Annotated in this window: 16 protein-coding genes; 14 read left to right on the top strand and 2 right to left on the bottom strand. The window is 31.4% G+C overall.

From position 1 onward, the window contains the following. Positions 1 to 107 precede the first annotated feature (107 nt). The 13 genes from B2694_RS12050 to B2694_RS11990 all read left to right on the top strand — a co-directional run bounded on the left by B2694_RS12050 (position 108) and on the right by B2694_RS11990 (position 11678). Positions 108 to 1352 (top strand): SEC-C metal-binding domain-containing protein, encoded by a 1245-nt coding sequence (locus tag B2694_RS12050; protein ID WP_346885951.1) that lies wholly within the window; start codon positions 108 to 110, stop codon positions 1350 to 1352. A gap of 325 nt (positions 1353 to 1677) precedes the next feature. After that, complete coding sequence (locus tag B2694_RS12045) at positions 1678 to 2511, top strand: GNAT family N-acetyltransferase (RefSeq protein ID WP_346885950.1); 834 nt, start codon at positions 1678 to 1680, stop codon at positions 2509 to 2511. 101 nt (positions 2512 to 2612) lie between these two features. Beyond that, positions 2613 to 3347, top strand: coding sequence for an MBL fold metallo-hydrolase (locus B2694_RS12040; protein WP_346885949.1), 735 nt, complete (start codon positions 2613 to 2615; stop codon positions 3345 to 3347). Positions 3348 to 3596: 249 nt separating this feature from the next. Beyond that, positions 3597 to 4385, top strand: coding sequence for a helix-turn-helix domain-containing protein (locus tag B2694_RS12035; protein WP_346885948.1), 789 nt, complete (start codon positions 3597 to 3599; stop codon positions 4383 to 4385). 160 nt (positions 4386 to 4545) lie between these two features. After that, entirely contained in the window at positions 4546 to 5106 is a 561-nt protein-coding gene (locus B2694_RS12030) for a GNAT family protein (RefSeq protein ID WP_346885947.1), read from the top strand. A gap of 36 nt (positions 5107 to 5142) precedes the next feature. After that, positions 5143 to 5670, top strand: coding sequence for a GNAT family N-acetyltransferase (locus B2694_RS12025; protein ID WP_346885946.1), 528 nt, complete (start codon positions 5143 to 5145; stop codon positions 5668 to 5670). 54 nt (positions 5671 to 5724) lie between these two features. Beyond that, positions 5725 to 6069, top strand: coding sequence for a hypothetical protein (locus B2694_RS12020; RefSeq protein WP_346885945.1), 345 nt, complete (start codon positions 5725 to 5727; stop codon positions 6067 to 6069). Continuing rightward, positions 6059 to 6322: a hypothetical protein gene (locus B2694_RS12015; RefSeq protein ID WP_346885944.1), complete on the top strand. Its 264-nt coding sequence runs from the start codon at positions 6059 to 6061 to the stop codon at positions 6320 to 6322. The genes B2694_RS12020 and B2694_RS12015 overlap by 11 nt, the downstream gene beginning before the upstream one ends. Positions 6323 to 6395: 73 nt before the next feature. Beyond that, positions 6396 to 7409, top strand: a complete 1014-nt coding sequence (locus tag B2694_RS12010) for an NUDIX domain-containing protein (RefSeq protein ID WP_346885943.1) — start codon at positions 6396 to 6398, stop codon at positions 7407 to 7409. Positions 7410 to 7649: 240 nt separating this feature from the next. After that, positions 7650 to 8111 carry a GNAT family N-acetyltransferase gene (locus tag B2694_RS12005; protein ID WP_346885942.1) on the top strand — a complete coding sequence of 154 codons (462 nt, stop codon included), beginning with the start codon at positions 7650 to 7652 and terminating at the stop codon, positions 8109 to 8111. A gap of 70 nt (positions 8112 to 8181) precedes the next feature. Further along, the gene (locus tag B2694_RS12000) at positions 8182 to 8664 is read left to right on the top strand and encodes a GNAT family N-acetyltransferase (protein ID WP_346885941.1); all 483 of its coding nucleotides are present in this window, start codon (positions 8182 to 8184) and stop codon (positions 8662 to 8664) included. A 499-nt stretch (positions 8665 to 9163) separates the two neighbouring features. Then, positions 9164 to 10471, top strand: coding sequence for a hypothetical protein (locus tag B2694_RS17785; protein WP_414632732.1), 1308 nt, complete (start codon positions 9164 to 9166; stop codon positions 10469 to 10471). 121 nt (positions 10472 to 10592) lie between these two features. Further along, complete coding sequence (locus B2694_RS11990; protein WP_346846652.1) at positions 10593 to 11678, top strand: glycosyltransferase; 1086 nt, start codon at positions 10593 to 10595, stop codon at positions 11676 to 11678. A gap of 202 nt (positions 11679 to 11880) precedes the next feature. Here the strand turns inward: B2694_RS11990 and B2694_RS11985 are convergent, their stop codons facing one another. Beyond that, positions 11881 to 12993 (bottom strand): DEAD/DEAH box helicase, encoded by a 1113-nt coding sequence (locus B2694_RS11985; protein ID WP_346885940.1) that lies wholly within the window; start codon positions 12991 to 12993, stop codon positions 11881 to 11883. 203 nt (positions 12994 to 13196) lie between these two features. Between B2694_RS11985 and B2694_RS11980 the strand changes: the two genes are divergently transcribed. After that, positions 13197 to 13919 carry a DUF434 domain-containing protein gene (locus B2694_RS11980; protein WP_346885939.1) on the top strand — a complete coding sequence of 241 codons (723 nt, stop codon included), beginning with the start codon at positions 13197 to 13199 and terminating at the stop codon, positions 13917 to 13919. 274 nt (positions 13920 to 14193) lie between these two features. Here B2694_RS11980 and B2694_RS11975 read toward each other — a convergent pair whose 3' ends face one another. Next, positions 14194 to 14850, bottom strand: coding sequence for an HAD family hydrolase (locus tag B2694_RS11975; RefSeq protein WP_346885938.1), 657 nt, complete (start codon positions 14848 to 14850; stop codon positions 14194 to 14196). Between the last annotated feature and the right edge of the window lie 173 nt (positions 14851 to 15023).

Genomic DNA, 15023 nt, shown 5'->3' with positions numbered 1-15023 from the left:
TGTTATAATTTATTAAATAAGGAATTAACTATTTTACTTCAATAGAAATTAATAAATAATTATAGTACAATAGTTTTTGAAACATAAAGATAAATCAGGAGGGAACAATGAAAGAAAAATCTTATTTCTGTGAAAAACAAGTTACGGATGAAACTACTAATGAAACAAACATCCTAGAACATGAAGCTAATGACTTAAAGGATGAAAGATATTTAGAAGATGTAGATACTGAAATTGCAGGGTTAGTAGATGAAATTATCCTTAAAAGAATTCAAAGGACAGCTAAGAGTGCATTGAAAAGACAGTGTTCTAAAGATTTAAAGGAACTTCTAAAAGTGGAAACCAAGGATACTTTAAAAGAGATAATGAATGAATTAAACATTGAATATAAGTCAGCTGATAAAAAAGATGATTTGATTGATAAAATTGCCATTAATTATGAAGATGCAATCTTAAAAGTATTGAAATATGTAGATAGTGATTGTTATATTTCTTTACAAAAAATACTAAAAAATAATGGAATTATTCCTATAAGTGGACATATGGATGAGTCCGAAAACTCTATATTTATGCAAGAAATGGGAATGTTATATATTGCTGAAAGTGATGATAAATTATATCTTTGTGCACCAGAGCAGTTTCTTAAAGTTATACCACAAATAGACAAGAAGTCTATAGAAAAAAATGATGAGATAATAAAGTTATTTAGAGGTATGCTTTACTATTATGGTGGGATTTCTGCAAAAGAATTTATGGAAAGATTACCTGAGGATGCAAAGATAGATTTACCCTTAGAAGAAGTAGAGAAAATTTTAGCTATGGGAGAAAAAACTTGTGCTGAGTATATCTATGAAGATAGTTTTGGGTTAAATGGTTTTTTATGCGATATACAAGAGTTGGAAGCTCTAAAATTACAAGGATTAACAGATGACTACAAACAACTTACAAAAACAGAGTTGCTTAAGGCTAGTAGAAGAGATTACATAGGTGATAAAAATAACTATAAAAAATTTATAAAAGTTATTAAGGATAACTATGATATACCAGGAGATGGCATAGAACAATTACTAGAGTTTACATATGAAACATATCAATTAGAAGGTAAGGAAGAACTAATTAAGAAGGCTCTTGATCATCTTTCTGTACCAGAATTTTTGGAAAGCGAAATAATTAATGCAATAGATGATGTTTGTAGGAAAATCCCAGCTTGGAAATATAATGGGTATACAGAAGCAGAGAAAAATAATTCTAATAGAGTTAACATAGAAAAGGTAAGAGTTGGAAGAAATGATCCTTGCCCATGTGGTAGTGGTAAAAAGTATAAAAAATGCTGTGAATCTAAGGGATTATAACTTGGTTAGGAAAGCCTTAGTTTTATAAAGTTTAATTTAATAGTAAATATAAGTAAATAAACTTCAGAGGAGATAGTGCTCTTCTGAAGTTTATTTTTGTTTAAATTTGTTTGATTTGCTCATAAGTTAAATAAATATTCATGTAAAATATAGTATAACTTTATAAAAAGAGGAATATTAAAGTTTTTAGCGTATATATAAAAGATGGTAAAAAGATGCTATTAAAATAAAGGATTAGTGGGATATCAATGAAAAATAGCAGAATAGAAAAGGATATATAGTAGAAATATCTTTATGATAAATGTTTTGGAGGATGTATTTAATTATGAACTTATGTATTAAAGAGTATAAGTATGAATATAAAGATGAAGTAAATAAGCTTATTTCAGATGATGATTTTGTAAGAAACGATGTAATTAGCTGCTTAAATAGATGGCCTCAGTATGGGAGCATTGTTGTAGTTGAATCTGAAGTAGTTGGTGTAGGTGTATTTACTGGAGTAAGTAAAAAGACTAGTATGACTTTTTATGTGAAACCAGCAAAAAGAAAAAAAGGTATTGGAACTGCCTTGTTAAAGCACTTAGAGGATACAATGAGAAATGTTGGAGTCGAGGAAATAGTTTGTGATTTTAGAGTTAATGATGTTGAAAAAACATTTTTGTATAAGAATGGATATAACTATTGGTTTAAATCTAATTTTATGACTTATAATGGTAGCAAATTGGCGGTAGATAACGATGAAATTATAAATTATGAAGATAAGTATTATCATGAATGTCAAAAAGTTTTCAGTGAAGCATTTCATAAAATGCGTTTATCTGTGGGCCTAGATTCTACATTGAGCCTTCCAAGTGAGGAGGAGAGAAATCATTACAAAGAAAATGCAGAAAATATATTTTTGCTACGTAAAAATGATGAAATAGTAGCAGCTGTTAGACTTGAAGCTAATGAAATAGATTCACTTGCAGTAGGAGTAGAGCATCAACATAAAGGGTATGGAAAAGCATTGTTAAGCTATGCTGTTAATAGATTGTTAGATAAAGGATATACAACAGTGGCACTTTGGGTAGTTGAAGGAAATTCAGCAAGGTTTTTATATGAAAAGGTAGGTTTTATAAAAGAACGTGTACATGAGTTTGTTGTTAAAGGTATAAAGTAGAAAAGAGCGTAATTTATAATTAATCTATTAAATTTTATTTGAAATTACTATTATAAAAAGTTGGTTAAAATAATTATATTAAAATAGTATGGAGGAAAAATATGAAACTATCTAATAAATGTTATTGTATAACAGGTTTATCTCATGCTGATTGTTTTTCTGTTAATGCAGGGTTTATTATAGGAGAAAAGGAGACTGTTATTATTGATTCAGGATTTAATAAAGAGTCAGCTCAAACTATTTTAGGATACGCTAACGCGGTTGCTCCAGAGAATAAAGTATCTTATCTTATTAACTTAGAAGGTCATTATGATCATATATTTGGTAGTTCTTTTTTCAAATCTAAAGGAGTAAAAATATTAGCCCGTGAGGGAGTAAGTCTAAAACAAGAGGAGATAGATAGTTATATAGAGGAATGCAATAATGAAATTACAATTGAAAGAAGAAGAAAAAATAAAGAAGCTTATTTATATTTTGAAGGGGTTAAGTCTTTTGAAACAGATATAAAAATTAAGGGAGATACAGAATTAGAAATTGAAGGTGTTAATCTTAAAATATATATAGCCAATGGGCATACAGATAAGAATATAATGGTCTATGAACCAATGGACAAGGTTATATATGTTGCCGATACTATATATTCAGATTTTTTACCTACATTAGCTTTTGGAAATAAAGAATTATGGATTGATTGGCTAAAAACATTAGAATTAATTGAAGATTTAAAACCTGAAATTCTTGTTCCAGGACATGGACGAATACTATATGGAGAAGAAATATATGAGGAAATATCAAGGCATAGAGAAATAATACTTAATAGAATAAATAATCAGTAGAATATAAAGTTTTAGATAGATTTAAAAATGGATAAAGAAAAAACAATATAAGTAAAAATTTATTTAACTGTACGCAAGGGAATTGTACTATCTAACCATTAAATGGCATTTATATCTAAATATCAATATACTATGCGCGTGCTCCACTTAACTAAAAGGAGAGCACAATATCCGAACAAAATTATGCATAAAATGTCAAGAATGATAAATTGTATTTTAGTATGATAAGAATTGTAGGGAGGTGAGAATGTGGACTGGATAGTGAGTATTCAAAACACAATTGACTATATTGAAGATAACATTGAGTCAGAACTAAATGCTGATATATTAGCTGCAAAGATATACACATCAAGTTTTAATTTTCAACGTATATTTGCAATATTGTGTGATTGCACCCTAGGAGAGTATATCAGAAACCGTAGACTGACATTAGCTGGGTATGAACTTTTGAGGGAAGAAAGCAGTATTTTGGACATTGCCATAAAGTATGGTTATCAAACTAATGAGAGTTTTACAAGAGCATTCTCCAGATTTCATGGGATAACTCCATCCATAGCAAGAAAGAAGAGGAGTAATTTAAAAACATTCTCCCGTATATCTGTAAAATCAAATTTATCAGGAGGAAAAGTAATTATGAGTGATTTTAGTGAAAGAGGCTATGTTGTAAAAGAAACAGGAGCGGTATATTACACCCAAGATATGGATAAAACGTTAAAATGGTTTAAAGAAGTACTTGGATGGTATGGACAAATTGATGCAAGAGATGAAGATGGCATTGGTAATTATGGTTGTGTAAGCAACATACCTATAGAAATAGAAGTGTTGCATATTGCGCCCTTCACAGGAATTCATATGTTTAAGGGAGATGCACTTTCAATAATGGTTGGATTCATGCTTGTGCAAGGTATAGAACAATTATATGAATTTGTCAAGAAGAATGGATGGGATCAAATAACAGAGATTGTAACGGAGCCATGGGGAGGAAAAACCTGTGAGGTTACCACCATTGATGGTAGTATACTTAAATTTTTTGAGTAACGGGGATTAATTTTTGTGAAATGAATATAATGCAAGGTTGTGTTAATTCGCAACCTTTCCATTTTGATAATTAAAAAGAAATTTAATAGAAAAGTTATTAGAATTAATGAAGGACATTGATTACTAGATTTATGAAGAATATTTTAGTGAGGTGTATACCGTGATTGATTACAATGAAATTTTAAGAGAAAATTTAGTCTTAAAATCAAAGAGGTTAATTTTAAGACCATTCACTTTGGATGATATAGATGATGTTTTTTTATATGCCAGTGATGATGTTGTAACAAAATATTTAACATGGCCTTCATATAAGGAGATATCAGAAATAGAGGACGTTGTGAAAACATACTATATTGATAAAAGTGGAGTTTTTGCAATTGAATTAGAAGAAGAAAAATGTATTGGATGCATTGATTTAAGACTATATATTGAAGATAATAAAGCGAGTTTTGGTTATGTTTTGAATAGAGGTTATTGGAATAAGGGTTATATGTCAGAGGCTTTAAATCTAATACTAGACTTTTCTTTTTCAAAACTAGAATTGAATCGTGTTGAAGCTACGCACTACATAGGAAATGAGGGCTCTGGTCGTGTTATGCAAAAATGTGGTATGAGATATGAAGGAACTGGCATACAGGAAGTAAAAGTAAAAGGTATTTTCTATGATGTTGTTCACTATGCAATTTTGAGAGAAGAATGGTTAATTGGATATAGTGACTAATGAAGATAAATTTAAGTTAATTGGAGGGGTACATATATGGATATAGTTTTTGAACTAGGACAAGCTGATGATTTTGATGAGTTAGAACAGCTTTATAACGATTTAAATGACCATTTAGCAGAAGGAGTAAACTATCCCGGATGGATAAAAGGGATATATCCTGTAAGGCAAAATGCAATTGATGGAGTTAAACATGGAAATCTTTATGTAGCAAAGCATAATAATAAAATAGTTGGTTCTATTATTTTAAGCCATGAGCCTGAACCTGCATATTATAATGCAGAATGGGGATTTAAGTCTGATTATTCAGATGTTTTTGTAGTATATACATTTGTAGTACATCCAAAGTTTTTGAAATGTGGTGTAGGTAAAGCGTTAATGGATTTTGCTATTGAGCATAGTATTAAGTCACAGGTTAAATCAATTAGATTGGATGTCTATAAAGGTAATATACCTGCAATTAAACTATATGAGAAATGTGGTTTTAAATATATTGATACTGTTGACTTAGGGCTTGGAAACTATGGGTTGAATTGGTTTAGATTATATGAAAAATTACTCTGACAGTGTGAGTATACTCTATAGTTAAATTATTAAGTATAAAAGTGGGAGGAAATTATGGGGATTAAATGTAAAGAAGTTTCAGATTATTTTGCTAGTTATGGAGTGGAAAAAGAAAAACGATTGGAGTCTATTAGAAATATAATTCATGATATAGTTCCTGATATAAAAGAAAAAATGTGGACTAAAGTTCCATGTCTCTATATAGATAGAACAACTATTGTTATTCGCGTATTCAATGATCATATAAATATTTTTGTAGATAAAGTATTTCAATATAAAGATGAGTTATTAGAATATAAAATTACACCAAAAGGCGCATTACAAGTATTTGATAATCAGGTAATACCATTTGAAACTTTATCAAAGATATTTAGGGCTTGTTTCACAAGTGTGTATTAGGATTCCTATAACTGCCCATCACACCTTATATGATTGTTTGGCTTGTCAGCGTATTTGTCCAATGAATTCGGAGCAAAAAGAGAAAATTATTGAGGATATAATTTTTACAGAAGAAGAAACCAATATGTTATTAGAAGGGAAATCCATTGATTCTTTTTCAGCGGGCTTTAAATCGAAAGTGTATATGCTAGGAATTGATCAATGGTATGAAGTAATTCCAAGAAATTTGAAAGTTTTATTTGATAATATGTAATACCGGTAATATTGAAACTTTGCAGTAAAATTATATAATAAGAGAAATATAAATTAAGAATTGGAGGATTAGAATGGATACTAAGAAGAAGTTAGTTATTGCTATAGCAGCAGTATCTGGTGGTGGAAAGACTACTATTACAACTGCATTAAATAAAAAATTACATAATTCTAAAGCATTATACTTTGATGATTATGAATTTGATAGTCCTGAAGATATATGTGAGTGGGTTGAGAGAGGTACAGATTATAATGAATGGAACTTGACACCTTTAATTAATGATTTAAATTCCTTACTTTCCAATTCTATAGAATCATTAGACTACATAATACTTGATTATCCATTTGCTTATAAATATGATAAAATGAGTAAATATATAGATTTGACAATATTTATTGATACACCTCTGGATATTGCCATGGCTAGGCGTATATTGAGAGATTTTAAAGAATTTTCTTTTGAAAGTATAAGGCAAGATTTAGATGTTTATTTATCACGTGGAAGATTAGGTTATTTAGAAGCGTTGAATTCAATTAAACCAAACTCTGATTTTGTAATAGATGGTTCCTTACCAGTAGAGGCTATAGTAAGTCAGATTCTTGAAATAATCAATAGGATGAGCAAATTTGAGAATATGAATTACGTAGAATACATACGTGATAGAGTTGGACATGATGCAATAAACTTAGCAGGGGTAAATATTTTAATAATCAACAAAAACAATCAAATTTTGCTTCAAAGAAGGGGAACATTTCCATATAAGTGGGGACTAGTTGGAGGAATTACAGAATTAGGAGAATCCCTTGAAGAAACTGCTATTAGAGAAGCAAAGGAAGAAACTGGATTAGATATTAAGGGGCTAAGGCTACTAGGGACTACATCAGGAGAAAAATGCTATATGGACTTACCTAATGGCGATAAAGCATACTTTATAACTGTTGGATATTTTACTAAAAGTTTTAGTGGAGTATTAAATATAGATGATTTTGAAACGAAGGAATTGAAATTTTTTAGTTATGAACAATTACCTGACAATATACCAAATAGTCATAGGGTAATGATAGATAAATATTATAATAATTTTTAAGGAGGATATTTTGTATAGTGAATCAAGATATATTGTTTAAAATTGATGACTTTGTTTTAGCTATAGAGTTGCAGAAGTATTAACATTAAATAATTCAAAGGAAATAAAGCATTTTATTTATCGTTAAGAAGTATAGATTACGATTATAGTCTATAGTTAAATTTTATTAGAAATTTCTATGGTAGGATAGTAGTTTCTTACTAAGAAGCTGTTCATGGGAAGAAAGAGTGGAGGTATAAAATGGCTGAAGTTATTGTACATGAAATGCAATATTATGGTGAAAAAGTGAATTCGGACATAGATGTAGTTAATTATAGTGATGAATATTACAATGATTACCGAAGCATTTGTTGTGATTGTTTTCGTAGTTTGAGTATAGCTACAAATCTAGATCCAGATTCATTTTATACTAGAGAGGAAATGATAAAAAAGAATTCTTCTGTTTTTATTTTGTTTATAAAAAAAGAAATGATAGGTTCTGTTGAAATAAATGAAAATGTTATAGACCATTTGTTTGTAAACGAAAAGTATCAAAATCAAGGATATGGAAAGAAATTATTGTTTTTTGCTATTAATTATTTGCAAAAATCTGAAGTCAAGCAAATTATTTTATATGTTGCAGACTTGAATAGTAAAGCTACTGAATTGTATTTGAATAATGGATTTAAGTGCATAAATACAATAAAAGATGATTGGGGATAATGAACTCAAACTACAGATAAATTAAATCAAGTTCTAATTTAGAAGACAAGGGTAAAGAGGGGAGATTTTTATGAATTTGCATGTAAGAGAAGCAATTATAAGCGATTATATTGAGATCAATAATCTTGTTAAAGAAGTACATAATTTACATGTTGAAAATAGACCAGATGTTTATGTGAATACTGATACTCCTTTGATAAAAGAAGATTTTTATGAGTTATTAAGCACCAGTGACACAAAGGTATTTGTAGTAAAAGATCTTAAGAATAAGGAGTTGGTAGCATATAGCATAGTGAAAATTATGGCCCATAGAACTATTCAGATACTTAGACCAATGACATTTGCCTATATAGAAGATTTTTGTGTTAAAGCTAGTAAGCAAAAGAATGGTATTGGAAGATTGCTTTTTAATTATGTTGTAAGTTATGCAAAATCAGAAGGAGCTTTATCTTTACAGTTGATTGTATGGGAGTTTAATAAAGATGCTATTAAATTCTATGAATCATTGGGAATGACAGTAAGAAATAGAAGAATGGAATTAAACTTGAGTTAATATAAATGTAAAAAATATAATTTAAAGATAGGTACTGAGGGAAATAAATCCCCTAGTACCTTATTGTTTTTTATGAACATTTATTATTATAGGTGAGTATAATAATAATGAATCTTATAGAAATAAAATTTCATATAGATATAGGGGGAAATCATTTATGTCAGAATATTATAATGGTGAAAACATCAATCAAATAAATTATACAAACCAAGGTTTAAATGTAGACAATAGTGATTATAGTAATGATTCAAGCTATTGTCCAGAGTATCAATATAATTGCTCACAATGTCCTTATTACAATCAATGTCAACAACAGTGTTGCTGCTGTATTGGCCCAACAGGACCACAAGGTCCAAGAGGATGCATGGGACCGCAAGGGCCAACAGGACCACAAGGTCCAAGAGGGTGCATGGGATTGCAAGGGCCAACAGGACCACAAGGCCCAAGAGGATGCATGGGACCACAAGGCCCAACAGGACCACAAGGTCCAAGAGGATGCATGGGACCGCAAGGGCCAACAGGACCACAAGGACAAAGAGGTTACATGGGACCGCAAGGGCCAACAGGACCACAAGGAGCAATGGGAGCAACAGGTGCGACAGGTGCGACAGGTGCACAAGGACCAACAGGTCCAATAGGAGCAACAGGTTCAACTGGTGCGCAAGGAGCGACAGGACCACAAGGTCCAAGAGGTTACATGGGATTACAGGGACCAACAGGACCACAAGGCGCAACAGGAGCAACAGGTGCAACAGGAGCAACAGGAGCTCAAGGCCCAACAGGCCCACAAGGTGCAACAGGAGCAACAGGAGCGACAGGAACAACAGGAGCAACAGGAGCAGCTGGAGCAACAGGAGCAACAGGAGCTCAAGGCCCAACTGGGCCACAAGGCCCAATAGGCCCAACAGGCCCACAAGGAGCAATGGGAGCAACGGGTGCGACAGGAGCTCAAGGCCCAACAGGCCCACAAGGAGCAACAGGAGCGACAGGAGCAACAGGAGCAACAGGAGCAACAGGAGCAACAGGCCCAACAGGACCACAAGGCCCACAAGGAGCAACAGGAGCAGCGGGGGCAACTGGTTCTACAGGCCCACAAGGACTAACAGGAGCAACAGGAGCTCAAGGACCAACAGGCCCAATAGGACCAATAGGGTTAACTGGAATTCAAGGTCCAACAGGACCGCAAGGAGCAACAGGAGCAACAGGAGCTCAAGGACCAACAGGCCCACAAGGACCGATTGGAGCAACAGGAGCGACAGGGCCACAAGGAGCAACAGGAGCTCAAGGACCAACAGGCCCACAAGGACCAATTGGAGCAACAGGAGCGACAGGGCCACAAGGAGCAACGGGAGCACAAGGACCAACAGGACCACAAGGACCGACAGGCCCTACTGGTGGAAATTCACAATTAAGAGGACTTCAAGTTTCTAGAAATCTACAACAAGAAGTTCTAGCAAATGCTCCAATCATATTTGATGCTATTAATGCAAATTATGATGGAGATTTAGTTTGGAATACAAACACAACTATTACTATTAACAGAGCAGGAATTTACTACATTAGTTGGTGGGTTTCTTATGAGAGAACAACAGCAAGTTATGTTTCTTTTGCAGTCTTGCAAAATGGGTCCATACAGGGGCCAGCAAGTAATCCTAGTAATGTAAGAGATCAAATTTCTGGATTTGTAATAATAAATGGAGCTGTTGGTGATACAATTAACTTAACCAATATAAGTACGAGTTCAGTATTGCTGGCTACAGACGCAAATGTTCGTGCATCTTTATCAATAGTTAGCGTACACCTATAAAATTTACTCAGCTGGGGTTATAATAACCCCAGCTAAATTTAAGGATAGTAATAGAAATACTTAAAGATTATAAAAATGAATGTATAAATTGTAAAGATTTTAGAGCATAGTGAGGTGTTTTATGATGAATTCATATAAAATTTGTGTATATGCAATATGTAAAAATGAAGAACAGTTCGTAGAAAGATGGGTAGACTCAATGTCTGAAGCTGATAGTATAATAGTTTTAGATACTGGTTCAACAGATAATACAGTAAACAAGCTGAAAGAATTAGGAGTGAATGTATATAAAGAAATTTTTAATCCATGGAGGTTTGATGTAGCAAGAAATAAATCGTTAGAACTAGTGCCAGAAGACACTGATATTTGTGTATGCACAGATTTAGATGAGGTATTTGAAAAGGGTTGGAGAGAAAAGGTTGAGAATGCATGGAAAGAGAATACTCAACAGTTACGATATAGATATACTTGGAATTTTGATGAAGATGGAAATGAAGGATATGTATTTTTATACGAAAAAATTCATGCACGTAATGGCTTTAAATGGGTTCATCCTGTTCATGAAGTTTTGAATTATTATGGTGATCAACAATATATTGTTAGTACTGAACCCAAAATACAACTAAATCACTATCCTGAAAAATCAAAATCTAGGGCACAATATTTAGGTCTTCTTGAATTGTCGGTACAAGAAGATCCAACTGATGATAGAAACTTACACTATTTAGGCAGAGAATATATGTATATGGAGATGTGGGATAAATGTATTAGTACATTATTAAAGCACCTAGAATTACCAACAGCATTATGGAAAGCTGAACGTTCTGCTTCTATGAGATATATAGCAAAATCTTATATGGAGAAAGGAGATATTAGTAAAGCTAAGGAATGGTTTGCCAAATCCATTTTAGAGGAACCTAATTTGAGAGAACCCTATGTAGATATGGCAAATTTATTATATAGATTACAAGAATGGTCAGGGGTGCTTTATATGATAGAATGTGCACTTAAAATAGAAGATAGACCGTTATCTTATATTAATGAACCAGGACCATGGGGTTCAGAACCATATGATCTTGCTTCCATAGCTTGTTTTAATTTACAACTTTACAAGAAGTCATATTATTATATAACAAAAGCAGTTGAAATATCACCTAGTAATAAGCGTTTAAAGAATAACCTTGATTTAATAAAAAAATTTATCTAATAATAATTATTAGAAATAGATGAAGTTATATACAATATGATTAATAATAAAAATAGAAACCTTTATTTTTGATGTTAACCATTTAAAAAATGCGGAATTAAACTTTGGTTAATATAAATGTAAAAAATATAATTTAAAGATAGGTACTGAGGGAAATAAATCCCCTAGTACCTTATTATTTTATATCATGTTAAACTTCAAGTTACACTAAATCTATATTTCTTCTAGAAATTTTAAATCCTATTTTTTCTTCAATTTTTTCAAGTAAATAGGTATCTTTTGGGTCCATAAAACAGCAAGTATAGCCACTTTCACCAGCTCTAGCTGTTCTACCAATTCTATGAATATAGCTTTCTGGAGATTCTGGAATGTCATAGTTATATATGTGAGTAATACCAGAAATATCAATACCTCTTGCAGCTACATCCGTTGCAATTAGATATTGAATATCCGCATTCCTAAAGGACTTCATTATTCTTTCTCTTTTATTTTGAGGAACATCGCTATGAATTTTCTCGCAATTAAATTTTCTTTTACCCATAGCCATTTCAAGAGCATCAGCTCTTCTTTTAGTTCTGCAGAAGATTATTGCCATAAATGGGTTATCTTCTTCAAGAGCTTTGAAGAGAGAATCTTGCTTTAAGCGATCTGTAGTTTCAACGATTTCTTGATTTATAGTAGAAAGAGTTATGCTTTCTTTTTTTACAGACACCACAATAGGATCTTTCATATATCTATAAGCAAGTTTTTTAACAGAAGAATCCATAGTAGCAGAAAAACATAATGTTTGATGGTTTTTAGGGGTATGCTTAATTATATTTTCTACTTCATTTTTAAAACCCATAAGCAGCATTTGATCTGCCTCATCAAGAACAAAGGTTTTAAGCTTAGATAAATTGATTGATTTTCTCTCAAGATGGTCAAGAAGTCTTCCAGGGGTAGCTATTATTAAGTGAATGCTTCCCTTAAGCTTATTTAATTGGGAACCTATATCTTTTCCGCCATAAGCAGCTAAAATATTTATATTTACGCTCTCAGCTATTTTAGAGGCCTCGTTAGTAATTTGAATAGCTAACTCACGGGTTGGAGTCAGTATTAACACTTGTGTAGCATCAAGGTTCGGATTAATATTTTCAAAAATGGGCAATAGAAATGCTAAAGTTTTACCTGTGCCAGTTTGAGCTTCAGCTATAAGGTCTTTTCCATCTTTAATATATGGAATACTTTCTCTTTGAATATCAGTTGGATCTTTTATCCCAGACTTATTTAATATATCTATTATATTTGTACTAATTCCTAATTCTATAAAATTCATTTACTCATACCTTTCATCCTTTATTCAATGCCTAATAGTAACACATATTAAAGTATTTATCAATTTAATAGATTCCATACAAAAGAGATGAATAATGCTTATAATGTGGAGCATAATGAATGGTGAAAAAAGAAAGGTAGTAGAAAAGGCCACTGAAAGGTAATAATATAAAATATATTACTGTTGAAAGTAAGGTGAATATATTGAGTAAAACTACTAGAAGAGGGTATGTCCCAAGGGATGAAAAGGAATTTGGAGATGAATACAGATGTAAATTACATAAAGCAGGAGAAGAGCTATTGTTTCTATTAAATAGGGAATATAACATAAAAGGAGCATCAACTTTTATAGGAAATCACTATCTTTTATCTGAAAGGCAGAGGCTTGCTTTAGTGAGGGGAATTTCTAAAAGTGAAGATGTTACAAATAGAAAAGCTAAAGAAGTTATTGGTTCTTTTTCGGGGAAAATAATAAACATAGATGGCTTTAATACAATAATAACTCTAGAAGTTGCACTTTCTAATTCACTAATTATAAAGTCAATGGATGGTACAATAAGAGATTTAGCAGGACTTCGGGGTACATATTCAGTCATAGATAAAACAGATATAGCAATTAAACTACTAGGTGAAAGATTAGAACAATATAAAGTTAATAAAGCTATATTCTATTTAGATAAACCAGTTTCAAATTCAGGGAGACTGAAAATGAGAATCTTAGAATTGCTAGAAAATTTACAATTTAAAGTGGATGTAGAGATTATTAACAATGTGGATAGTATATTAGAAACAAAAGAAAATGTAGTATCTAGTGATGCAATTATCATTGATAAATGTAAGAGTTGGATAAATATGAATAATAATATTATTGAGGATAAGAAGTTAGGGGTTAATTGTGTGGATTTTAGTAAATTTTATTTTTTGTAAGGATGTATGAACGCATAAGTAAAAACATTACTGTTTTGTATAAATCAACAGGTAAAAGAAGGCAAGCAATTTTGGAACCAAACGTAGTAAAAAGACGCATAAAAAAGCTGTTGAGGGAGTGAGTAAAATTCTACTTAGATAGTAGAAAAATAAATACTTCTGCCATAGTTATTTGGCAGAGGTATTTATTTTTTTATTATAATACATTATTGAAAAAAAGTTCCATGTACACCTTCTGGAAAGAGATATCTATTCATTGACTTTGGGATTAATGTTATTCAAATAAAAACTTTTCAAGTTCCTCAACCTTATTAAAATAATAATCACAGTTTTTTTTCATAAATTCTATAATTAAGCTATTTGTGTGTGACCATCCAGCACTAGCAAAATCTACATTACAACTCTTTGCCATATCAAAGCCTGGCTTTAAATCATCAATCATTATAAGTTCATTAGGTTTAAGGTCATATTTACGCATAATTTCCTGAAGAGGATATGGATTAGGCTTACGCTCTTCTTCACAGCGTTCCCATCCGAAAATCATGTCTGGAACAAGACTACAATTCTCTAAATAATCACGATTTATATTTTCACTGTAGGAATGAGAGACAACACAAACTAGTCCACCTTCTTCCTTTTGTCTTTGAATAATTCTTTCGAATCCAGTATAGAAAGCAGGGACATTGTTTTTTACATACTCATTCCATGTAGTAAGTTGATATTTCATTTCCTCCTCTGTAAACTTCAAAATATCAAAGCATAAAGAATTAAATCCAGGATCAAAACAATACATCATAAATTCATCTAGAGTTATTTCTATATTTGGACGAAGTTTAAATAATGTATTTCTAAATACTGGAAAATGTATTTCGGGTGTACTTCTAACAACGGTATCGTCATGGTCAAGGACTAAACATTTATATTTCAACATAGCTAACTCCTTTTATATTTTTATGTTTTTGAATTTAATTTTTAACTTGTTAATATTATAAATACAAATGTATATTAACTAATATATATTATACATGAATATAAATATATTTTGGAGATATTTTCATATAGATTGCAGAGATAGGTTTGGAATCAGAAGTTTAGCACGTGAAG

This window comes from Clostridium sp. UBA4395, from assembly GCF_002390995.1.
Classification (GTDB): domain Bacteria; phylum Bacillota; class Clostridia; order Clostridiales; family Clostridiaceae; genus Clostridium_J; species Clostridium_J sulfidigenes.
Note: the sequence above shows the minus strand (reverse complement) of the source record. Positions and strands in the feature narration are given on the sequence as shown.

Bases quoted from the DNA above. Each gene is read 5' to 3' on its own strand.
- B2694_RS12050 (WP_346885951.1), top strand. From the start codon at position 108: ATGAAAGAAAAATCTTATTTCTGTGAAAAACAAGTTACGGATGAAACT.
- B2694_RS12045 (WP_346885950.1), top strand. From the start codon at position 1,678: ATGAACTTATGTATTAAAGAGTATAAGTATGAATATAAAGATGAAGTA.
- B2694_RS12040 (WP_346885949.1), top strand. From the start codon at position 2,613: ATGAAACTATCTAATAAATGTTATTGTATAACAGGTTTATCTCATGCT.
- B2694_RS12025 (WP_346885946.1), top strand. From the start codon at position 5,143: ATGGATATAGTTTTTGAACTAGGACAAGCTGATGATTTTGATGAGTTA.
- B2694_RS12020 (WP_346885945.1), top strand. From the start codon at position 5,725: ATGGGGATTAAATGTAAAGAAGTTTCAGATTATTTTGCTAGTTATGGA.
- B2694_RS12010 (WP_346885943.1), top strand. From the start codon at position 6,396: ATGGATACTAAGAAGAAGTTAGTTATTGCTATAGCAGCAGTATCTGGT.
- B2694_RS12005 (WP_346885942.1), top strand. From the start codon at position 7,650: ATGGCTGAAGTTATTGTACATGAAATGCAATATTATGGTGAAAAAGTG.
- B2694_RS12000 (WP_346885941.1), top strand. From the start codon at position 8,182: ATGAATTTGCATGTAAGAGAAGCAATTATAAGCGATTATATTGAGATC.
- B2694_RS17785 (WP_414632732.1), top strand. From the start codon at position 9,164: ATGGGACCGCAAGGGCCAACAGGACCACAAGGACAAAGAGGTTACATG.
- B2694_RS11990 (WP_346846652.1), top strand. From the start codon at position 10,593: ATGATGAATTCATATAAAATTTGTGTATATGCAATATGTAAAAATGAA.
- B2694_RS11985 (WP_346885940.1), bottom strand. From the start codon at position 12,993: ATGAATTTTATAGAATTAGGAATTAGTACAAATATAATAGATATATTA.
- B2694_RS11975 (WP_346885938.1), bottom strand. From the start codon at position 14,850: ATGTTGAAATATAAATGTTTAGTCCTTGACCATGACGATACCGTTGTT.